Here is a 22,087-nt window from a genome sequence, read left to right on the forward strand (position 1 = left end):
AATTTCCGAGCGGCTTTTTTTATTTTGGTCGGGACCGATCCGCATACAGCATAACCGGCCCCGACACCTTATCGGTGTTTATTGGGTTTGCAGGACGTATTTGGCAAAGCCGTCCTTGTCTTCGCCGATAAAGCTGATATTGCCCGGTGCATTAAGTGCCGATGATGCCTTGGGGCTGGTGGTAAAGGTAACTTTGGACGCATCACCCAGCGGCGCAAACGACCAGTTTCCATCGGCCTTTGGATCAATTTCCTTTTCCGACAGGATATAGTTACCAAGCACCGTGCGGTTTTCATCCGGGGCTTCGACGATGATGGTTGATCCATCCAAGCCCGGGAAATTGCCGCCACCGCCCGCGCGATAGTTGTTGGTTGCAACCACGAATTTCTGATCCGCCGTCACCGGCTTGCCATCAAATTCAAGATTAACAATCCGGTGACTGTCAGGATTAACCACCTCGCCCGCCTTGTTGTAGCGTGCAGGTTTGGTGACATCGATCTGATAGTTAACACCATCAATCACGTCAAAGTTATAGGTAGGGAAATCAGGATTGACCAAGGGCTGCTCATCGCGGCTGTTTGGATCAATCTGATTAAACTGCCCGGCTGACATTTCCAGCCATTCACGGACCTGATCACCATCAAGCAATACGGCGCGGACGGTATTGGGATAGATGTACAGATCAGCAACGTTTTTAAGGGCAATTTCGCCTTTGGGGATATCGGTAAAGTAATCTGGTCCACCGCGCCCACCGGCCTTAAACGGTGCCCCCGCAGACAGGATTGGAATGCCGTCATATTCCGAACCGTTTAGCATCTTTTCCAGATACCATTTTTGCGCGTTGGTCACGATCTGGATCGACGGATCATCGGCGACCAAAGCAAAGAAACTGTTGATCGGGGTTGATGTGGTGCCCACCCCTTTGCGCATATAGGCAATGGTGGCGTCGTGTTCTTCTTTGACGGCGGCGACAACATCCGGATCGGCCTCAACCAATGGGGTGATGTCGCGGCCTTCACGCTGATAAATCGGGCGGGCTTCGGACAGGCTGTCAACCACGCTCCAGATGCCATCGTCCGTGACGTTTAGTTTCAGGTCAATCACGCCAAGATGGCTACCCCAGAAGCCCGGCATGACGGCTGCAACGCCGTTAATCGTGCCCTTGGCAAGGTCGACACCATCGATGTCAGAAAAGGCATCAGATGGGAAAACCGTGTGGGCATGGCCAAACAGGATGGCGTCAATGCCCTCGACTTCTGACAGGTAGTAGGTGGCGTTTTCTTCCATGCCATGGCGTTCCATGGTCGACAGGCCAGAATGGGGGACGGCAATCACGATATCAGCCCCTTTGGCGCGCATTTCTGGCACGTATTTTTTGGCCATGTCGACGATGTCCTTGGCAATCACCTTGCCTTCAAGGTTGGCCTTATCCCACTGCGTAATTTGCGGCGGCACGAACCCAATCACGCCGACTTTGGCCTTATGTATTTTGCCTTCGTCATCGACAAATTCGCGGTCGAGCAGCACATAGGGATCAAAATACGGCTTGTCGTTTTGGGCATTATCATCACCATCATCGACAAAGATATTGGCACTGACATAGGGGAATTCGGCCCCAGACAGGGATTTGGCAAGGAAATCCAAACCATAGTTAAATTCATGGTTTCCGATATTGGCCGCGTCATAGCCAAGAAGGTTCATCGCCTTATAGACCGGGTGAACATCACCATCTTTTAGGCCGCGTTCCTTGGCCATGTAATCGCCAAGTGGGTTGCCCTGAATAAGGTCGCCGTTATCGACAAGAACGACGTTTTCTGCTTCGCCGCGGGCGGTTTTCAGCAATGTCGCAACTTTTGCCAGACCAACCGTATCGGTGGTGCCATCGCGGTAATAATCGTAATTGACCAGATGGGTGTGAATATCGGTGGTTTCGAGAATGCGCAGCGATACGTTGCTGTCTGCAAGTGCGGTCCCACTGACCAATACCAGCGACAGCCCGACGAAGGCTGCGCCCGTTTTACCAAAGTGCGCCATATGTGTTTTTCCCTGCTCGCGTGTTTTGTCGTACGACTTTATTCTTGTTGAAGTGGTCAAGTTTTGAAGATTTTGCGAAAAAGAAAAGGCAAATACAAACAGAAACGCCCGCACATTGGCGCGGACGTTTCCAAACTAAGATCACTCTGGCCCTTCGAGCGGCGATTAAAGCCGCCTTTTTCAGGCGGGTTTCAGGACTTCTGACTTATAGCCGCGCACCACTTCGTTGCCCGGTTCCGGGTCATGGGGCACGTTCAGAGCCAAGATCAATGAAACGACCGCCATCGCGGCCCCGGCAAGGAACACCGCACTGGGCGACAGCAACCAAAGCAAGCCAAAGGCCGCCGGGATAAACACCGCGGCAATATGGTTGATGGTAAAACTGACCCCGGCGGTTGATGAAATATCCCCCGGATCGGCGATCTTTTGGAAATAGGTTTTGATCGCAATCGCCATAGCAAAGAACAGATGATCCACGACGTAAAGCCCGCCGGCGACCTTATCGTTTTCAACAAACGCATAAGACAGAAAGACGATAAACAGCCCGATATATTCAAACGTCAATGCGCGGCGTTCGCCCCATTTGGCAATCAGTTTGCCAATTTTGGGTGCCAAAACCATGTTGATCGCATGGTTCAAAAGAAACAGTAGCGTGATCGTCCCGGCGTCATAGCCAAACTTTTCAACCATCAGGAAGCCTGCAAAGACGGTGAAAATCTGACGGCGCGCACCGCTCATAAAGGTTAGCGCGTAATACAGCCAATAGCGTTTGCGAAGAACAAGCTTTTTGGTTTGGGGATGCGCATCGGCAAATTTCGGGAAAGCCCCCCAGAAGGCCAAAGCGGCAATAATGGTCAGCGCACCGCCGAACAGATAGACATAGCGATACTCGACATTAAAGATTTCAAGCATCACCCAAACGATGCCAAACATCACCAAAGACGAAAGGGACTTGGCCGAAAGTTGCCGGCCCATGACCATCGCGGTGCGTTCCTTTTTGACCCATTGCAGCGACAGGGCCTGCTGCATGGTTTCAAAGTAATGGAAGCCGATCGACATCAAAACCGTGGTGCAATAAAGCCCGATCACGGTCGGGAAATAACCCGAAATCGCAACACCAACCCCCAACACTAAAAGCGAGATCAGGGCAAATGTCTGTTCCCGCAGGATCAACAACACGAAAATGGCGCTAAAGGCGAGGAAGCCCGGAATTTCACGAAGCGACTGCAAAATTCCGATTTCACGCCCGGTAAAATCAGCCATTTCGACCGAGAAGTTATTTAAAAGCGCCATCCACGTCGAAAATGAAAGCGGCATGGCCGCCGCCATTAAAATCAAAAGGACTTCTGGATTGCGCCAGCCTTTTGGGACGGGCTGCTTAATATCGCCAGCAGGCACGTCACCGATTGGGGCCGCGTGGTTGCTGGCTTCTGGTATGATTTCCTTGGACATTGTGTCTCCCCAGACAGGGGCGCGTTGGTGGCGGGCCCTTTGTCACAACGATGGTTGATTTGGAATGAGACCAAATTAAACCTTCCGAGGACGTCTGTCTTACGATAATCTGCCAATATATACGTCAAACCGGACAGATTTCATTAGGCACCCAGCCATGCCAAACATCATGAACACGTTTGATGAACGCCCGGTTCATCACAACCCACGCCCCCGGCCCAAAGAACTGCCGCGTGCGGTCTATGTTCGGGTAAGTGACATGCCCGCGGGCTACCGGGTGGCAGCACACAGCCATGACTGGAACCAGCTTTTATATGCGGTGGAAGGCACAATGACGGTCATCACAAAGGCCGGCATGTGGATCGTGCCCCCGCAACGTGCCGTGTGGGTCCCGCCCCATACCGAGCATGCGGTCACCTGTAAGGGGCTTACCCGGGCGCGGCATATCTATATCGGGCGCGAGGTTACCGTGAACCTGCCCGACAGATGTATGGTAATTGACGTCACCCCGTTGCTGCGCGAATTGATCCGGGCGGCCACCGAAATACCAATTGAATATGACGAAGACGGCGAGGACGGGCGACTGATCCGTGTGTTGCTTGATCAATTAAAGGCGCCAGCGCACGACAACCTGCACTTACCCGCCCCCAAAGATCCGAGAATTTCAAAAATCTGCGAACATCTTCAGCAAGACCCGGCAGACAACCGCGCGCTTGAAGACTGGGCACAGTTTTGTGGCGCATCAAGCCGCACACTCGCCCGGCTGTTTCAACGTGAAACCGGCATGCCGTTTCGTGAATGGCGGCAAAAGCTACGTCTGCTTTATGCGCTCGAACGGCTTGCCAATGATCGCCCGGTCACCGAAGTCGCGTTTGATTTGGGTTATGAAAACACATCGGCCTTCATTGCCATGTTCCGCAAAACCACGGGCAAGACACCGGGAAGCTATTTCCGCTAGTCCCTCAATGGCTGCGCCGTTAAACGCCATTTTGTCCAAGCCGATACACCCATACAAAACAACCGCCGAAAGACAAAGTTACCTTCATCTGTTCGGCGGCATTTCAATCAGCAGATAAAACCATCGCACATATATTGCGCGGCCTGTCGTGTTAGTTCGGATTGTAATAGCGCACGCGCGGTGGGATGACGTTTTCAAACACATCATCCGTACTGTCATACACCGTGCCCGATGCCAAACTCGCCAAAGATGTCCGGCGGCTTTCGACGCATAGGTTATGTATTTCGACCAGTGCATCCGATGACCAACCACTTGTGTTGGTCAAAGATTTCTTTGGCGGCAGTTTTCCCAGACCGGGATGGTCGGTTGTATCTGTTGTGCCGCGTGCGGCGTCCCCGCCGGAATTAACCGAAATCAGTCGTTCAAGGGCGGGCATGATCTCGACAATGGATTTTAAGACGGCAACGCTGTCGCCAATCGCGCGGATCATCGCGGTGGCGTTTTCAATATTGGCCGCGTCAAAATTCGCAGAACTGAGCGTTTCAGCGGTATCCGCCAATTTGCGTTTGGCCTCGGACGTCAAACGCATGGATACCAGATCATTCCAAACCTCGTGGTTTGGTTCACCACGCCTGCGGCCTGGATTAAGATGGCAGTTGTCACCCAAATACCGCCCGGGGTCTTTGCAATTGACCTCTCCTTTGCGGCGCGCAGGGTGCTGCTGTTGAACTGAATTCATCTTCTCCCCCGGAGAAATATGACGACTCTACCTGATCACTCGATGCATTTTCTGCATTCAAGATTCTATTTTTATTCAAATATCTTTAGCACGTATCGCGTGAAGCCAATGCGCAGAACGTCTAAAAGATTTTGCACAATGCCCACATCCCTAGACTTGGTCATTACACTATAGCGATTAAAGGCCACTCAGCGCTACATCAACTAAGGATTACGGGTGCTAGCCCTAAAGTATATTCCAATTTTGCACTTGCAATTTTAAACCATAGGTTGATTTATGATAACTCAAGAAACGACTATATGACGTAATTTCATCCCAATTCTATTGTTGAAATGCATCCTTTGATGCGTGCCATGTAGGCCATATCAGGAACATACAAATGCAGTCGGAACAGGATTTGTCAGGTTGTTCCAGCACCTTTTTCTCGCTCGATAATAACAGCCGGCCTTTGGCGCACGAAAAGCCCGCACGCAACTATGCGGTCAGTCCAAATTTATAAACAAAATGTCCATTTATTGACTGTGGACACCGAAAACTTCGACGTTTAAGAGCAATCGCAAATTTTCCTCAGCCCAGATATGAGAATTTGTCATTCATGCAAACGAGACTGTTTCCGATATTGATATGCGCTTGCAGTATCGGAGGGCAGAAAGAATGAACACGTTTTGGGCTGGTATTGGGTTGCGTCTTGGCGCGACCGGCCTTTTTGCCGTCATGAGCCTGTTTGTCCGCCTGGCATCATTTGAAGCACCGGTTGGTCAGATCATGTTTTGGCGCAGCTCAATCGCGCTCATTCCCATCGTGCTTTACCTGATATGGTGCAACCAGTTCCCCCGCGCACTGCGCACTGCACGCCCCTTTGGCCACATTAAACGCAGCACATTTGGCCTGGTGGCGATGTTCTTTTCGTTTTTGTCGTTGTCCTATCTTCCGCTTGCGCTTGCCACTGCCCTTGGCTTTTTGGCCCCGCTTTTGGTGCTGCCGATTGCTATGGTGATGCTGCGTGAAAAACCCGGCATTGCGGTCTTTGTCGCAACGTTTGCCGGTTTTGGCGGCGTGTTTTTGATGCTGTGGCCGACCTTATCAACACCGGGTCTTGATACCGGGGTTGTGATAGGCATTGCCGCCGGTCTTGCCATGGCCGTCACGACAGCCTTTGCCAAGGCGCAGATCAAAGCCCTGACCAGTACGGAATCATCGGGCACCATTGCGTTTTATTTTGCCGTGATTTGTGCGTTGGGGGGCTTGCTGACCCTGCCGTTTGGGTGGGTGAACCCATCGTTGGAAGCCTTGACCTATTTGATTGGTGCGGGTCTGACCGGTGGACTTGCGCATATTTTCATGACCGAAGCCTTGGCCCGCGCCCCGGCATCGACATTGGCGGCATTCGAATATACCGCCATGATCTGGGCATTGCTTTTGGATGTGACGATATTTGGGGTGTTGCCCCAACCGGTCAGCCTATTCGGGGCCTTCCTGATTGTGCTTGCAGCGGCCATTGTGATGTTTGGCGATAAGATCATCGCCATGCTGCCAACCCGGGCCAATAAACAGGCCGCCACAGCCAGCGAAGATTAAGGCCCTCAACCGGCACCCGGTGGGGCAATGGTGGCGACCGGCCCGGCCATGAGCGTCAGAGCGAGCATCACGACGCCATTATGTTGCTTCGAGCATTCCCGGCGCAGCAAAAACGCAGGGAAGCCACCCACCCCATAAAACAGGCTTTCTGACCGCGACTACCGTGCCTTGTTTTCACACAGCTTGGTCAGTGCATGCAAAGTCAGGTTGGTTGGGGTTGGAATGCCAAATTCCCGACCCTTGCGCACGATATAGCCGTTGAGATAGTCGATCTCGCTTGGTTTGCCGCGTGCCAAATCCTGCGCGGTTGAGGAAAACTGTGCGGGCATGGTTTCGACAATCTTTTCAATCGCCCCCCACACGTCACCAGAAACCGTCACGCCACATGCCGAGGCCACTGCAACGCATTCATCAACTGCATTGCGCATCACATCCCAAATACCATCCTGCTTGACCAGATCGCCATACGAGGTCTGCGTAATCGCAGAAATCGCATTATAGGCGCAGTTCAGGATCATCTTGGCCCAAAGCGCGCCATCGGCATTGTCGGAAATCTCAACCGGGATTTTTGCCGGGCGCAAGGTATCCGCCGCCATGTTGCTTTGCGGGGACGGCCCCATAACAAGTTCGCCGCGCCCATGATGTTTCACATGCCCGGGCCCGCCCATGCTGGTGGCGACATAAACCACCACCGGAATGACCGGCTGCCCGATCACGTCCTGCAGGCGTTCGGCATTATCAACGCCGTTTTGCATGCTTAGGATAATGGTATCGTTGCCAAGGAACGGTTTGATCTGCAGCCCGGCATCGGCGGTGTCGGTGGATTTTACGCAGAACAAAATCATCTCGGAACCCGATACAGATGCCGCGTCCGTGTTGCCAGTCACCGCGACATATTCCTGTGACGTTCCAAGATCAAGCAGCAAACCATCCCGGTTCATCGCATCAACATGTGCCGCGCGGCCAATCAGTGTCACGTCATGCCCGGCACGGGCCAGCATCGCGCCATAATAACAACCAACGGCACCAGCCCCCATTACTGCGATCTTCATTTTCTTTAATCCTTACGACGCTGTGGGTTGTCACGAACTTTCCATCAGACAAAGACCGCCATTTCGCGCGGCTTGACTTTCCGACTTGGCTGCTCAATTCTCGTTAAATTAGAGGAACGTTCAAGTACTTATAACCTCTACCTGCAAAAAATCGTGCCAAGCGCGCAGGTTCAAAACATCAGGAAGGCTATCTTGAACAATTCCTCATATCCAATAAATCGTCGCCGTTTTCTGGCCGGGATGGGCGCCATTGGTGCGGGCGCAATTGCGTCTGGCAGCATGTTGGCCACCCTGAAATCGGCGCTGGCATCCAACATGATTGGGGCCGGAAAGGACGATGTCCTTTTGGTCATTGACGTCCAGAATTGCTTTTTGCCGGGCGGGACATTGCCGGTAAGCGATGGTGATCAGATCATTCCGATCATCAACAAACTTGGTCAGAAATTTAAAAACGTCGTTTTTACCCAAGACTGGCACACGCCGGGTCATGAATCTTTTGCCTCAAGCCACGCGGGCAAAGCACCGTTTGACACGGTTGAGATGGATTACGGAACGCAAGTTTTGTGGCCAGATCACTGTGTGCAGGGAACAGAGGATGCCAAACTTGCGGCGGGCCTTGATATCCCGCACGCGCAGCTGATCGTTCGCAAGGGCTATAACAGCGCCGTTGATAGCTATTCAGCCTTTGTCGCCGCGGACGGGAAAACCAAAACCGGCCTGACCGGCTATATGAAAGAGCGCGGCCTTCAGAACGTTTATATGTGTGGCCTTGCGACAGATTTCTGCGTCAATTGGTCTGCACAGGATGGCCGCAAAGCAGGTTTGAATGTTGCGGTGATTGAGGATGCTTGCCGTGCGATTGATTTAAATGGCTCGCTTCAGGCAGCTTGGGACGCGATGAAGGCATCTGGTGTCAAGCGCATGCAATCGTCCGAAATCCTGACATCGTAAAGATCACGTGCGCAGGTGCTTTGGGGGTATCGATGCAAAGCACCTGCGCACGGATTTATTAAGGGACGCGGCGTAGCGGGACCTTAGTCCGGTTTGCGCACGGTCACATGGTTCGCCGTCCAGCCGCCCGGCCAAACTTCGGCATCACCACCGCGCAAATTGCGGACAATGCCCACCGGCACGTCTTTGGCGATCAGCATTTCGCCATCGCCGCCATCATCAAAGGCCGGTTCGGTTTGTGCAAAGATGCCGGTATGGCCCAATGCTGGCTCGCACGGGGTAAAGACAGAACAGCCGGAATAGTTTGTCGGGTTCTGGGTCGTATTGATCGCCGTTCCTGTCGTGCCGCAGGCCGCAACAATGGTCATCAGCTCAACAGCGCGCGCCTTGGCACAGCTAAATACACGATGGTAGCCCGATGGGGTCGCGGTCATTGATGGCACCAACAGCAAATCAATATCAAGCGGCGCGATCAAACATGACAGTGCCGGCATTTCGATATCAAGGCAGATCAAAACCGCAATTTTCAGTCCACGCCATTCAATGACGTTAAAGTGCTTACCCGGCGTCAGAAACCAATCATCAGGTTCCTGTTCGCCCGGTGTCAGCGACAGTTTATCCTGATTGATCGCGTCACCCTCGGGCGTGAAGATCAAGGCACTATTTGTCTGACCCTTTTCCGGGTTGCTGGCATCGATGTGCCACGGCGTGCTGCCCGCCACCAGGAACATATCGTGTTTCTTGGCTAGCTTGGCCGCATGGTCACGGGCCACGGGTGCCTGATCCGCCATCCATGCCATTTCCTGATTGGGTTTAAGGCCATCTGGCTTAAACGCCATCCAGTGTTCGCTGGCATATTCGGGCATGACGAAAACCTTCGCGCCCTGCTGGGCGGCCTCAGCCATTTTGCCATCGACGTGGCTGGCCCAATCGGCCATGTCGCTGATGGGTTTGCCAAGGTTGGTCGACCAAAGGGCAATGGTAACGTGATCAGGGAACGAGGCGGGCGACGTCATGATATTTTCTTTCTGTCGATGGGGGCATGGATGCGACCTGTTCCGGCAACCGCAAAGACGGCAGCGCCGGAACAGGTCATATTCTTCAGACCAACTTAGCTTTTAAGCTTGGTCCAAACGCGGTTACGCAGATCACGCGCCTTGACCGAGCAATTCTGCCCCGGGATCAAAAGATCAGCATATTCTTCGGGCATGTTCACCGCAGGATCGCTGTTCATGGATGGGTCCATAAACTCGCCACTTCCTTTGATCGAATTCATGTAGCCCGCATAGTTTGATGCTTCGGCTGCATTTTCCGGTTCCATCATCCAATTGAGGAAGATTTTGGCGTTTTCCATGTTCGGCGCACCGGTCGGAACAACAAAGTGATCCGCCCAATAGGTCAGGCCTTCTTTTGGATAGACAAACACAGCGTCTGGAATGCTTTCCTTGGTGCGGTGTGCGGCACCGTTCCACTGCATGTGCATGGTGACCTCGCGCGCAGACATACGGTCGATCGTACCCTCAGAGCTATACACCGCGATGTAAGGTTTCTGCTTAAGAAGAACGTCGAGGACCTTTTGCGCCTCGGCCGGGTCTTCGGTGCATTTCTCAACACCTGCATAGTAAGACGCCGCATTGAACATTTCGACTTCGTCGTTCAGCGCGCCGATTTTGCCACGGAATTCTTCACGCGGTTCAAAGAATTCTTTCCAGCTGCGTTCCATTTTGGCATCGGTTGCCGATGCGTCATAGGTAAAGCCAGTCGTGCCCCAAAGATAGGTGACGGAGTATTTACGATCCGGATCGTATTTCATCGTGTCGTGTGGCTTGGCGACATTTTTGAAATTGGCAAAGTCCTTGGCATCGATCTCGGTTGCCAGGCCTTCTTTGATCATCACATCGACCATATAGTCAGACGCAACCGCTACGTCATAGCCAGATGCACCGGCCTGAAGTTTTGCCAGCAAGGTTTCGTTGGAATCATAGACATCAAGCGTGACCTTAATGCCCGTTTCCTTTTCGAACTTTTCCATCAGTTCCGGCGGAAAGTAGTTCGACCAGTTATAGAAAAACAGCTCACCATCTGCTTTTGCCGATCCCACGGACAACACGGCAAGAGCAGATGCGCCTAGGATTACAGACCGAAATTTCATCGTAGTCTCCCTGTTATGGACGGTACTTTATTTTTCTATGCGCCCAGCCCGCCCAGAAACCGGACACCCAAAACGGACACGTTAGTAACGAATGCGATCAATGATGAATGAGATGCTGACAAAGACAATCGATACCAACAGCATCATCGCCGATATGGCGTTGACTTCCGGGGTGATACCAATGCGGATCATGCCAAAGATATAAATCGGAAGCGTCGTCGCCCCGGCCCCACCGACGAAGTATGAAATCACAAAATCATCCAGCGAGATGATAAAGGACAACATTGCACCCGACAAAATACCGGGCCACAGCAAAGGTAAGGTGACACGACGAAACGCCTGCCATTCATTGGCATAAAGATCGTTTGCCGCCTCGCGAAGCGACGGGTCCATCCCTTCGATCCGGGCACGGATCGGTAGATAGGCAAACGGAATGCAAAAGACCGTATGCGCGATAATGATCGTCACCAGACCAAGCTTGATGCCAATGGCAACAAAGAACAGCAAGGTTGCAATCGCGGTGACGACTTCGGGGACCAACAACGGCAATGCCAAGATCGCCGACACACCGGTTTCACCGCGAAAACGCCCACGTGACATGCCCATCGCTGCAAGGGTCGCGGCAATGGTGGCAATTACCGTTGCCGAAATTGCGATCACCAGCGAATTTTTGGCAGCCCTCAGCATGTCATCGTTGGACAATGCCGCGACATACCAATCGGTGGTAAAGCCGGTCCAGATGGTGGCCAATCGGTTTTCGTTAAACGAAAGCGCGATCAGAATCACAATCGGCAGATACAAATAGGCAAAGAACAACATTGCCGTCGAAGTAATCCCGCGAAAACGCCATAACGGGTTGGAGGCATCGACCTTCATATCTTTTCCTCCGGCAATGATTTGAATTTGAGCGAATAGGCCAGCATGGCAATTAGCACAAGCGCCAACAATACAAAGCCAAGCCCGGCCCCAAACGGCCAGTTACGTGCAGCGCCAAACTGGCTGCCGATCAGGTTGGCAATCATCATAAACTTGCCACCGCCCAACAGTTCTGGCGTGACATAGGCGCCAAGGCACGGAATGAACACAAGAATACAGCCCGCCGCAATGCCCGGTGCCGCAAGTGGCAAAATGACACGTTTCATGGCACGGCGTTTATCCGCGCCAAGGTCAAAGGCCGCTTCGACCAAGCGATGATCAAGCTTTTCAAGGCTGGCGTAAATCGGCAGCACCATGAACGGCAAATAGGTATAAGTCAGGCCAATCGACACGGCATAGGGCGTATAAAGGATATCCAGCCCACCGGTTTCAATCCCGGCCCAGTTCAGTACCCCGTCGATCAAACCACCATTGCGCAGCAACAGCATCCAAGCGTAGTTGCGCACCAAAATGTTGGTCCAAAACGGGATTGTGACCAAGAAGATCAGGAAATTGCGTCGGCCTTGCGACTGCATGGAAATGTAAAACGCGGTCGGAAATCCAAGCAACAGCGCAAAGACCATGGTCATGGCCGACAAGCCAAAGGAACGGACAAAGATTTGGATGTAATCGGTGTTGAGCACCAGATTATCCATCAGATCGCGTTCAAACAGGAAATTGACGTAGGCATCAAACGAGAATGCCCCCAAATTCCCCCCGCCGTAATCACCGCGTTCCAAAACCGAAACATAGGCCATCTGCATCAGCGGGACGGCCATAAAGAATGCGATATAAACGACAGCCGGTGCGATCAGCCAAAATCGTTTACTACGAAACAACTTTCCCATGATCAGTCCACCAATACACGAATTGCTTCGGCCGGGACGACAACACCAACACGGTCGCCTTTGCCAAACGGTGCGGTCGCGCCATCACCGTTTTGCATCCGCACCGTGACGGGTGCGCCACCATCAAGATCCACGCGGTAGGTCGTGTCTGTGCCAAAATAAGTGATCGACGAAATCGTGCCGCCCAGTTTGTTATCAAGCGGTGCATTTGCATCGGTGATGGTCAGACGTTCAGGACGGATCGAAACACTGACATCCTTGGTCTTAGCCGGAGTGATATCGGCAGCAAGGTTCACAACGCGCCCTTCGCCAAAGCTGATTGCGCGCCCGCCATTGGCGGCATCGACAAGATCCCCGCGCAAGAAGTTACTGTCGCCAATGAAGTCGGCAACAAAGCGATGGGTGGGTTGTTCGTATATGTCACGCGGTGCGCCAACTTGCAGGATTTCGCCCGATTGCATCACGGCAATCCGGTCTGACATCGCAAGGGCTTCTTCCTGATCGTGGGTCACGAAAACAAAGGTAATGCCGGTTTCGGTTTGCAGACGTTTAAGTTCGATCTGCATTTCCTTGCGCAATTTCAAATCAAGGGCCGAAAGCGGTTCATCAAGCAGCAACACCTTAGGCGCAGGTGCAAGGGCACGGGCCAAGGCGATACGTTGTTGCTGGCCACCGGAAAGCTGATTTGGAACGCGGTCGCCATAGTCGGCAAGCTGCACAAGTTCAAGCATTTCATCCGCGCGTGCATTGGCCGCATCGCGCGAGATGGATTTCATTTCCAGGCCAAAGGTGATGTTTTGACGCACCGTCAAATGCGGGAAAAGCGCATAGGACTGGAACACCGTATTAATCGGCCGTTTGAACGGCGGCAGGTCATTAAGTTCCTGCCCTTCGAGCAAAATTTTTCCAGACGTCGCCTGTTCGAACCCGCCAATCAAACGCAGCAAAGTGGTTTTGCCGCACCCGGACGGGCCCAACATTGTGAAGAATTCATTCTGAAAGATGTCGACAGATACGTCTTTGAGGGCGGTGACTTTGCCAGCCCCGGACCCAAAGGTTTTGCCAACAGACTGAGCAGAAATTACGACTTCCGACATGCACATCCCCTGTTTGTATTTTTTAAAAGGATATAAAATATTCAGATAGTTGCAATTCGCGACGCGTGAAAATGTGCGGATTTTCATAAATTCCGCAACATCCACTCACGATCATACACCTGATGTATTTAAGTTGCGTCAGGCTACCACTTTTTAAAATTTTCCGCAGCGCACAAATGAAGCATCCCTCTTTTGCAGGGTGCAAACTGATACGAACGGATGATCAGATGATTCCGGCACTGCGCAGTTTTGCGATCTGCTCATCGCTGAGATCCGCGACCTTGCGCAGAATTTCATCACTGTGCTGGCCCAACATTGGGGCGGCGGCTTCGCCCGAAATCGGGGTTTTGGAGAACTTGATCGGGTTGGCAACTGTCGGGACTTTACCCGCTGTTGGATGATCAAGATAACGAACCATATCCCGGTGCTGAACCTGCGGATTATCAAACACCCGATCAAGGGTGTTGATCGGACCACAGGGCACGTTGGCCTTTTCAAGGGCATCAATCCATTCATCGGTGGTTTTCGCCACCATCGCACGCCGGATCAGGGGCACGAGTGTTTCACGATGCGCCACCCGCGACCGGTTGGTTGCGTATCGCTCATCCAATGGCAATTCATCCAGACCAGCAACTGCGCAGAAACTTTTGAACTGGCTGTCATTGCCAACAGCCAAGATCAGATAACCGTCTGCCGACGGGAATGCTTCGTAAGGCACGATATTGGGGTGCGCATTGCCCAAACGACCGGGGGCGTTCCCGGTGGTTAAATAGTTCATTGCCTGATTGGCAAGAACGGCGGTTTGCACATCGAGCAACGCAAGGTCGATATATTGCCCCTCGCCCGTGGCATCACGGTGACGTAGGGCGGCAAGAATACCGATGGTGGCATAAAGCCCGGTAAAGATATCAGCCACAGCCACACCGACCTTCATCGGCTGCCCGCCGGTAACGCTATCAGGTGCGCCGGTGATGCTCATGAGCCCACCCATGCCCTGAATCATGAAATCATAGCCCGGCCGGTCTTTGTATGGGCCGTCCTGCCCAAACCCGGTGATGGAGCAATAAACAAGCTTGGGATTGATTTTGCACAGCGACGCATAATCAAGGCCATATTTGGCAAGACCGCCGACCTTGAAGTTTTCCAGAACCACATCACTTTCGGCCGCCAGATTGCGAACGATTTCTTGTCCTTCGGGCTTGGTAATATCGACCGTCAGGGATTTCTTGCCACGGTTTGCCGTCAGGTAATAGGCAGCTTCGGTGGTGTCATTTCCGGCTTCGTCCTTGGCAAAGGGCGGGCCCCAGCCGCGCGTATCATCGCCCGCACCGGGACGTTCGATTTTGATGACCTCAGCACCCATATCAGCAAGGGTTTGGCTGGCCCATGGCCCGGCCAACACACGCGAAAGGTCAAGAACCCGAAGGCCAGAAAGCGCGCCAGTCATCTACGTATCCCGGAAATAGCGAAAACAGAAAATGCGATCAGGACTCAAAACGGGCGGAAGCTTTGTGCCGCCGCCCGTTTTGATTTTACTTAGCCCTCAGACGAGAAGGCCTGAATGCCGGTCTGAGCCCGACCAAGAATCAGCGCGTGAATGTCATGCGTTCCTTCGTAGGTATTGACCGCTTCCAGATTCATCGCATGGCGAATGACGTGGAATTCATCGGCAATCCCGTTACCGCCGTGCATGTCACGTGCAACGCGGGCAATATCAAGCGCCTTGCCGCAGTTGTTACGCTTCATCAGCGAAATGGATTCCGGTGCGCCGGTGCCGGCATCAAGCATACGACCAAGCTGCAAGGCACCTTGAAGGCCCAGCGTGATTTCGGTCTGCATGTTTGCCAGTTTCAGCTGAACCAGCTGATTTGCGGCCAACGGACGACCGAACTGTTTGCGATCAAGGGTATATTGACGTGCCGCATGCCAGCAGAATTCAGCAGCACCCATCGCACCCCAAGCAATGCCGTAACGTGCTTTGTTCAGGCAACCGAACGGTCCGCCAAGGCCCTTAACATTGGGCAGCATGTTTTCTTCGGGGACGAAAACGTTGTCCATGACGATCTCGCCGGTGATCGACGCACGCAGGGAAAACTTGCCTTCGATTTTCGGTGCGGACAGACCTTTCATGCCTTTTTCAAGGATGAAGCCGCGAATGACACCGTCGTCATCTTTGCCCCACACCACGAAAACATCGGCAATCGGGCTGTTGGTGATCCACATTTTGGCACCCGAAAGGGTGAAACCACCATCCGTCTTGCGCGCACGGGTCTTCATGCCGCCCGGATCGGAACCGTGATCAGGCTCGGTCAGACCAAAACAGCCAACCCATTCGCCGGTTGCAAGTTTCGGAAGGTACTTTTTACGCTGGTCTTCGCTGCCATATGCAAAAATGGGATGCATCACGAGCGAGCTTTGAACCGACATTGCCGAGCGGTAGCCGGAATCAACACGTTCCACTTCGCGTGCGACCAGACCATAGGCAACATGGTTAACCCCCGGCCCGCCGTATTCTTCGGGGATGGTCGGGCCAAGCAGGCCAAGTTCGCCCATTTCGGTCATGATTTCGCGGTGGAAAATCTCGTGCCGGTTGGCTTCAAGAACGCGGGTCTGAAGGTTTTCCTGGCAATATGCGCGCGCCGCATCGCGGATCATGCGCTCTTCTTCGCTCAACTGATCTTCAATCAGGAGCGGGTCTTCCCAGTGAAAAGGTGCGCGGCTGGCCATATGCCTGGTCCTCTTATGAAATTTGTGAAAACAAAACAGGGGCAACGCCATAGAAGGGCGAGACGACGTTACCCCTGAAAGCTATATCGCTTATAAGGGTAAGCTAGGAATTGGCAGCGGAAGTTGCAAATGATAAAAGTGATTTAGGTTATGCATAAAACTCATAATGTGCATTCATTTGTTTGTAATTAGGACCCCCGTGTGAGCCGTCGCATTCCAAGCTTAAAAGCCCTTAGCTGTTTTGAACAAACCGCCCGTTTTGGCAGCGCATCGCGCGCCGCCGAGGAACTGTACCTGACGCAAAGTGCCATCAGCCGCCAGATACAGGGACTTGAAGATTGGCTGGGCTGCAAATTGTTTACCCGCGAAAAGCAGCGACTTGTTCTTACCCCTGAGGGGGAAAATTACCTGCAATCGATCCGCCCTGCCCTTGATCATCTTGAAAGTGCGACACTGACGTTACTTTCGGGGGGATCTGAAAGTGGTGTCTTGACCGTGGCCGCACCGCCGACATTTGGATCGCGCTGTCTTATTCCGTTACTGCCGGCGTTTCGCGCAGAGTTCCCCGACATCGTGATCAATTTCATTTCGCGCATCGGCACACCGGACTTTGATCGCGAGCAAATCGATATTGCGGTTCTGTTTGGCGATGGTCAGTGGTCTGGATTGGATGCGCATCTTTTACATGGCGAAGAAATGGTGCCGATCTGTAGCCCGCAACTGATCAGCAAACTCGACCATACCCCAACAGCAGACGATTTACGCCATTTCCCGCTGCTTCATATCGTCACCCGCCCACGGGGCTGGGCCGATTGGCTTGCGGCCAGTGAGTTTACCGATATTGATGGCGAAAATGGCCCGAAATTCGAGCATTTCACCATGGCCATTCAGGCCGCCGCCGCCGGATTGGGCGTTGCCCTGTTACCGACATTCGCCATCGAGGATGAATTAAAAACCGGCCGGATCATCGCGCCGTTCGGTCCGCCAAAGGCAAGCCCGTTTCACTATTACGCGACGAGCCCGGTCAGCCGGGCACGTCTTCCGAAAATCCGGGCGTTTTTGGGGTGGCTTGATCAACTTGATGTCGCTCGCCAACTGATTACGTAAAAAGCAGAACGGTAAACGCCCGCCTCTTAGACGGCATTCTTGCCTTCAAGCGCGCGCAAGGCCGACATGCCACGACGACGTAAAACGTCGGCATCCTCGGGACCATCGATAATTTCAAGCAAGCGGACTGTTGCCATCAAATTGCGCTGGGCCACGGGGGCTTCTTCGGGGGTCAGGCGGCTCATGCCATCCACACCGGCACGCCCGATCTGGTTTAGCTTTTTACGCAGTTCGACCACCGCCTTGGCAGCCGAGCTTTGCGCGGCAAGAACGTCGGAAATGCGCGCGGTTTCGGCAATGGCTTCGGCGGATTTTTCAGCTGCCAGAACCTTTTCGTCATCAAATTCCTGGGCAAAGATGGGGCGTGACAAGCCCTTGGAGCTTGACCCCGGTCCTCGCGTGGCTTCAAGTTTTGGCAGCGCATCAATCACACGTTCTGGCGTCGCGCCAAACATGGTGTTGGCCAGTGCCTTTGACACGCGACGGCGGGTTTCAAGCAGCTTTTCACCCCAACGGCCATCCTTGCGGATGTTGAACTCACGGGTAATGCGCGTGAACTCGGATGCATACCACCGTGCCAGCGACAGGATGTGGGCTTCGTCCTTGCCGGTTCCGACACCTTGTTCGATTTCGGTCACCGTTTCGGCCAGCAGATCAATGATCAGATCACCGGTTTCGGCAAGGTTGGTTTTGCCAATGGTGCGGTCATCGGCCTTGTTTGACAAAACCCGGATCAACTTGAACAGTTCACTTGGCCGCAATAGACGCGCCAGCACCGCAAGCAGGAACATCGGTTCCAACCCCGGCTTGGCTTCGGAAATTTCAAGGAAACGGTCACGCAACCATGACACATCATTGGGATCAAGCACACGTATCGGGGCCGATGGGAAACGCTCTTTCACCAGTGCGATTTCCTCGCCGACCTGTAAAATGCGGCTGATATCGACCAGCGCCTTAAGGTGAACACGCGATCCAAGGCGGGTTGCCAGCGCGCGTTCCTGCTTTACACCGGAATGCGATGCCGCGACTTCTTCTTCGATGTACCGCGCACCCAATTTCCAAAGCGTTCTTTCGGCAATCGCAAGCTTTTCGCTATCCCGTTTGGCAGCGGCGGCTTCGATATCCTTTGTGGCCTTTTCGAAGTCTGGCCCGGCACCGGTGCTGACAAAATTCCAGATCGGCATCAAGGACAAGCGGCTGATGCGAATGCTTTTGTCACTTGGCTCGGCCGAGGTCAGCAGATCTTCGAACGGATCGCAAAACTGACGCATTGGGGTCGGATAGCGTTCAGGCTTAAGCGATGCCAAACGCGGACGCAGAATTTGCAAGATCGTCTCGTGCGGGAGGGGTAGCTTGGGATCGACACGGTCGCTTTCGATCGCGCGGGTAAATCGGGCGATTTCAGAACTGCTTAGGGATTCAAACAGCTGACCAAGCTGCGATACACCAAGATTGCCGGCCTCTTCGATCTTCATGCGGATTGTCTCCGGAAACGTTCGAGACGATCGACCATATCCGCATCAATTTCACCACTGCCCAATTTCCGCAATTCACCTGCCCACAACATTTGATTGACGCGCACATCCACCCAGAACGCCTGTTCCTTTTCCCAGATTTCATCAATCGGAAGGACCGGTGTGAAGCTTGCAATTTCCTCGATCAGTTCGCGCTGGCGCACACGATCATTCACCGGACGCCGGTCCCAAACATCAATCAGCTCCTGCCAGCCATCAAGCAACCACCAAAGATGATCAATCATCTTGGCGATCTCTTTCTTGGCGCGCTCCCAATCGGTCAGGACCTTGCCGAGCTCATTGTTCCAGGCATCAACCTGTTTCACCTGCTTCATGGCGTGATCATAGGTTGCCTTGGTCGCACTGCTGATGCGCCCGGCCATGAACCTGAAATCAGATTGCTCGGAACTGGACCATTCGTCGATATCGGCGGCAAATTTCTGAAGCCCGGCGGCCAGTCTTCTAAGCGGGCCGTGACATCCCTCAAGCGCAAGACCGACCGGGGCCGACATCTTGCTCCATTCGCCAAGACTGTCGATGATGGTTTCGATGGCGACGTTATGCTCAGACGAAAATCGATTTAAGGCCTTACGCGCGCGGACTTGACCATCCATGGTCAACAATTCTTCGCGCTTCATATCCTGAACCGCCGCACCACCAAGTTGCAGCAACGCCTGATGCATCACAGCAAGTTGACCAAGTTCACGCGATGACTTTTCGTCCTTGTCACGTGCCGCACTGATGCGCGCAAGTTCAATCCCGCCCACACCGGTCACCGCAACCGCGCGTGCCTGTTCAAGAACCGTATCGGGTCGCACGTTTTCAAGGACCAACAACCGGTCAAACAACATGCGATCATGCACCGACAGATCAAAAACATCGCGCAGCGTATCTAGCGGCAACTCATAGGTACCAAGCCCGCCCGCCAGTCCCGGAAGATTGACCATCGCACGTCCGTTCTTGCCCACCGCGACCCGCGCATAGCGCAGGCTTTTGCTGGTGAATGGGGTCCGCGCACCCCGGGTCAGGAAGGTTTCAGGCAGACACGACAATGGGTCGTCTGATGCGGTTGGCGCATCAGGCGTTTTGTGGCTTACGGACTGGACAATCTTTTGTTTGTTCATTGTCGGCTTGGTCAACCTGTTCCGGTAACAACAATCCATAGGCCGGTTGCACAATCATATGATGCGCAACGACCAACGAACGGAACCTTTAACATTTGGGCATTTCGGACAGCTAATAAAAGTGTCCATATCAAATCACAAGTTACCCTGACAAGCTGACAAAATCATTAACGCAATTGGCCACATTGGCGTTCCATGACGTTGCGTTAAAATCGGCGGCGCCCCGTAAGCTCGATCAAGCGTTTATAAAGTTTCCTCTGCTTTTTCCCACGTTTTCACATAGGCCTTCCATTCGGCCCCCGCCGGGATTGTTTCATCGACATTCAAAAACGACATGCTGTCGATCATCACGGCAACTTCCTCGGTCTCAATCGGGACCTCGATCATCTTTTCCTGGTAAGAACATGGGTGTGGTCCATGCGGGAAACCACTGGGGTGGAAGGTTGCCATGCCTGCTTTTATCTCGCCCCGGCTAAAGAACTCGCCGCGATGATAAAAAACGAACTCGTCGACATCCTCGTTTGAATGATAAAATGGCACGCGCAGCATCCCGGATTTACCTTCGCCGACCTTTGGCACGAACGTGCTGACCGACATGCTTTTGGCGACAAAGGTGCAATGGGCAGCGGGTGGCACATTTTGGCCGGATGCACTGCGCTGGGCCAAATCGCGCCAGTTTAGTTTGACAACACACAGGTCCCCTTCCCACCCCGCGGCATCAAGCGGGTTATATGGATAAGTCAGGGTGGAGATTGCGCCACGGCGTTTGATGTGGATTTCCCAAAAGGCGTCATCTTGCTGCGCGCGAAAAGCGTCATCAATCTGGGGCAAGGTAAAGCGCATTGGGTCGACCGAAACGCCACCGGGCACAGTATTAGGATCGGGTAGGCCAAAAGCATCGCCAGTGGCCTCGATCATCATGAATTCACATGTGCCGTGTGGCTCAATCCGCCAAGAGGTCCCGCGCGGTAAAAGAATATAATCGCCATCACGGAATGGCAGGTGGCCGTAATCACAAAACAGCGCACCTTCCCCTTCGTGAACGAATAAAAGCATATCGCCGTCCGCATTGCGCGCCAGTGCATGCATTTTGGTTTCGGTTTTCCAATACCGAAGTTCCATCTCGTCATTGAACAAAACACGACGCGCTTGTAATGGGCATGCTGGCCCGGCGGAAAGCTTACCGAGGGTGAAGGCGCGTGGGCGCAACGGTCCTTCAAAAGTTACCCACCCGGCTGGCGGATGACGGTGATAAATTTGCGCCGACGGACCACGAAACCCTGATCGGCCGACTTCGCGTTGATAAAGTTTTTGTCCTGAACTGCCGTCCTTTGCCGGAATGCAGTTCCCTTCGCTATTTGGAAGTCTAATCCAGTTCTTCACGATACCCTCCCGATGTGTAAAAGGCGGCAGCCGTGTTCTGGTTTTTTATGAGGCCCGCCTCAGTATTGATATGTGAAGAATAGCGCTTCTTTTCAAGCCGAGTAAAGATTTGGATTTACACACTTATAAGCTGCATTCATGCCGCTTCCACGCCAAAAACAGACCACAAACATGCGAAGCCCGCGCCACCTTAAACTTAAAGGGCACGTCGATATCACGAAGCTGCATCAATGGTGGGAAGAAGAAATTGGCGCGCCCGACAGGATTCGAACCTGTGGCCCCCAGATTAGGAATCTGGTGCTCTATCCTGCTGAGCTACGGGCGCGCTGCACAAAGGCACCTTCACTTAGCAGTAATTCAAACTGCGATCAATCCGCGGATTTTCGAAGTGGCCTGCCTGCAACGGCCCCGGCATTTTGAAATTGCGCCTTCGCGCGATGATGCCAAACAGTGATC

At 53.2% G+C, this 22,087-nt stretch carries 18 protein-coding genes and 1 tRNA gene; 4 read left to right on the forward strand and 15 right to left on the reverse strand.

Going from position 1 to position 22,087, the window contains the following annotated elements:
- Nucleotides 1-78 precede the first annotated feature (78 nt).
- Both HCZ99_RS00955 and HCZ99_RS00960 read right to left on the reverse strand, forming a co-directional pair.
- The gene (locus HCZ99_RS00955) at nt 79-2,034 is read right to left on the reverse strand and encodes a bifunctional 2',3'-cyclic-nucleotide 2'-phosphodiesterase/3'-nucleotidase (protein ID WP_167445040.1); all 1,956 of its coding nucleotides are present in this window, start codon (nt 2,032-2,034) and stop codon (nt 79-81) included.
- A gap of 180 nt (nt 2,035-2,214) precedes the next feature.
- The gene (locus HCZ99_RS00960; protein WP_167445041.1) at nt 2,215-3,486 is read right to left on the reverse strand and encodes an MFS transporter; all 1,272 of its coding nucleotides are present in this window, start codon (nt 3,484-3,486) and stop codon (nt 2,215-2,217) included.
- A 157-nt stretch (nt 3,487-3,643) separates the two neighbouring features.
- On the opposite strand from HCZ99_RS00960, the gene HCZ99_RS00965 reads away from it, so the two are divergent.
- Nucleotides 3,644-4,444 (forward strand): AraC family transcriptional regulator, encoded by an 801-nt coding sequence (locus HCZ99_RS00965; protein ID WP_167445042.1) that lies wholly within the window; start codon nt 3,644-3,646, stop codon nt 4,442-4,444.
- A 151-nt stretch (nt 4,445-4,595) separates the two neighbouring features.
- Here HCZ99_RS00965 and HCZ99_RS00970 read toward each other — a convergent pair whose 3' ends face one another.
- Nucleotides 4,596-5,183, reverse strand: a complete 588-nt coding sequence (locus HCZ99_RS00970) for a hypothetical protein (RefSeq protein WP_167445043.1) — start codon at nt 5,181-5,183, stop codon at nt 4,596-4,598.
- 654 nt (nt 5,184-5,837) lie between these two features.
- Between HCZ99_RS00970 and HCZ99_RS00975 the strand changes: the two genes are divergently transcribed.
- Entirely contained in the window at nt 5,838-6,761 is a 924-nt protein-coding gene (locus tag HCZ99_RS00975; RefSeq protein ID WP_167445044.1) for a DMT family transporter, read from the forward strand.
- Between the two features lie 158 nt (nt 6,762-6,919).
- Here HCZ99_RS00975 and HCZ99_RS00980 read toward each other — a convergent pair whose 3' ends face one another.
- Complete coding sequence (locus HCZ99_RS00980) at nt 6,920-7,813, reverse strand: ketopantoate reductase family protein (RefSeq protein ID WP_167445045.1); 894 nt, start codon at nt 7,811-7,813, stop codon at nt 6,920-6,922.
- Between the two features lie 192 nt (nt 7,814-8,005).
- Here HCZ99_RS00980 and HCZ99_RS00985 point away from each other — a divergent pair, with 192 nt between their 5' ends.
- Complete coding sequence (locus HCZ99_RS00985; RefSeq protein WP_254869379.1) at nt 8,006-8,764, forward strand: nicotinamidase; 759 nt, start codon at nt 8,006-8,008, stop codon at nt 8,762-8,764.
- An 83-nt stretch (nt 8,765-8,847) separates the two neighbouring features.
- Here the strand turns inward: HCZ99_RS00985 and HCZ99_RS00990 are convergent, their stop codons facing one another.
- The 7 genes from HCZ99_RS00990 to HCZ99_RS01020 form a co-directional block, all read right to left on the reverse strand.
- Nucleotides 8,848-9,780, reverse strand: coding sequence for a nitrilase-related carbon-nitrogen hydrolase (locus HCZ99_RS00990; protein WP_167445046.1), 933 nt, complete (start codon nt 9,778-9,780; stop codon nt 8,848-8,850).
- Between the two features lie 95 nt (nt 9,781-9,875).
- Entirely contained in the window at nt 9,876-10,916 is a 1,041-nt protein-coding gene (locus tag HCZ99_RS00995; RefSeq protein ID WP_167445047.1) for an extracellular solute-binding protein, read from the reverse strand.
- 81 nt (nt 10,917-10,997) lie between these two features.
- On the reverse strand, nt 10,998-11,792 hold the full coding sequence (locus tag HCZ99_RS01000) for an ABC transporter permease (RefSeq protein ID WP_167445048.1): 795 nt from the start codon (nt 11,790-11,792) through the stop codon (nt 10,998-11,000).
- A complete protein-coding gene (locus tag HCZ99_RS01005) occupies nt 11,789-12,679 on the reverse strand; it encodes an ABC transporter permease (protein ID WP_167445049.1) in 891 nt (296 codons plus the stop codon). Before HCZ99_RS01005 ends, HCZ99_RS01000 begins: the two co-directional genes overlap by 4 nt.
- Before the next feature lie 2 nt (nt 12,680-12,681).
- On the reverse strand, nt 12,682-13,776 hold the full coding sequence (locus HCZ99_RS01010) for an ABC transporter ATP-binding protein (RefSeq protein WP_167445050.1): 1,095 nt from the start codon (nt 13,774-13,776) through the stop codon (nt 12,682-12,684).
- Between the two features lie 223 nt (nt 13,777-13,999).
- Nucleotides 14,000-15,223: a CaiB/BaiF CoA transferase family protein gene (locus HCZ99_RS01015; RefSeq protein WP_167445051.1), complete on the reverse strand. Its 1,224-nt coding sequence runs from the start codon at nt 15,221-15,223 to the stop codon at nt 14,000-14,002.
- An 89-nt stretch (nt 15,224-15,312) separates the two neighbouring features.
- Nucleotides 15,313-16,503, reverse strand: coding sequence for an acyl-CoA dehydrogenase (locus tag HCZ99_RS01020; RefSeq protein ID WP_167445052.1), 1,191 nt, complete (start codon nt 16,501-16,503; stop codon nt 15,313-15,315).
- A gap of 201 nt (nt 16,504-16,704) precedes the next feature.
- Here HCZ99_RS01020 and HCZ99_RS01025 point away from each other — a divergent pair, with 201 nt between their 5' ends.
- Nucleotides 16,705-17,610 (forward strand): LysR substrate-binding domain-containing protein, encoded by a 906-nt coding sequence (locus HCZ99_RS01025; protein WP_167445053.1) that lies wholly within the window; start codon nt 16,705-16,707, stop codon nt 17,608-17,610.
- Between the two features lie 26 nt (nt 17,611-17,636).
- Here HCZ99_RS01025 and HCZ99_RS01030 read toward each other — a convergent pair whose 3' ends face one another.
- The 4 genes from HCZ99_RS01030 to HCZ99_RS01045 all read right to left on the reverse strand — a co-directional run bounded on the left by HCZ99_RS01030 (nt 17,637) and on the right by HCZ99_RS01045 (nt 21,956).
- A complete protein-coding gene (locus HCZ99_RS01030; protein ID WP_167445054.1) occupies nt 17,637-19,085 on the reverse strand; it encodes a hypothetical protein in 1,449 nt (482 codons plus the stop codon).
- Nucleotides 19,082-20,248, reverse strand: coding sequence for a hypothetical protein (locus HCZ99_RS01035; RefSeq protein WP_254869380.1), 1,167 nt, complete (start codon nt 20,246-20,248; stop codon nt 19,082-19,084). Before HCZ99_RS01035 ends, HCZ99_RS01030 begins: the two co-directional genes overlap by 4 nt.
- 243 nt (nt 20,249-20,491) lie before the next feature.
- Nucleotides 20,492-21,631, reverse strand: coding sequence for a homogentisate 1,2-dioxygenase (locus tag HCZ99_RS01040; protein ID WP_167445055.1), 1,140 nt, complete (start codon nt 21,629-21,631; stop codon nt 20,492-20,494).
- A 248-nt stretch (nt 21,632-21,879) separates the two neighbouring features.
- Nucleotides 21,880-21,956: transfer RNA gene (locus HCZ99_RS01045), tRNA-Arg, on the reverse strand.
- Between the last annotated feature and the right edge of the window lie 131 nt (nt 21,957-22,087).

Source organism: Thalassospira lucentensis, from assembly GCF_011806425.1.
Classification (GTDB): Bacteria; Pseudomonadota; Alphaproteobacteria; order Rhodospirillales; family Thalassospiraceae; genus Thalassospira; species Thalassospira lucentensis_B.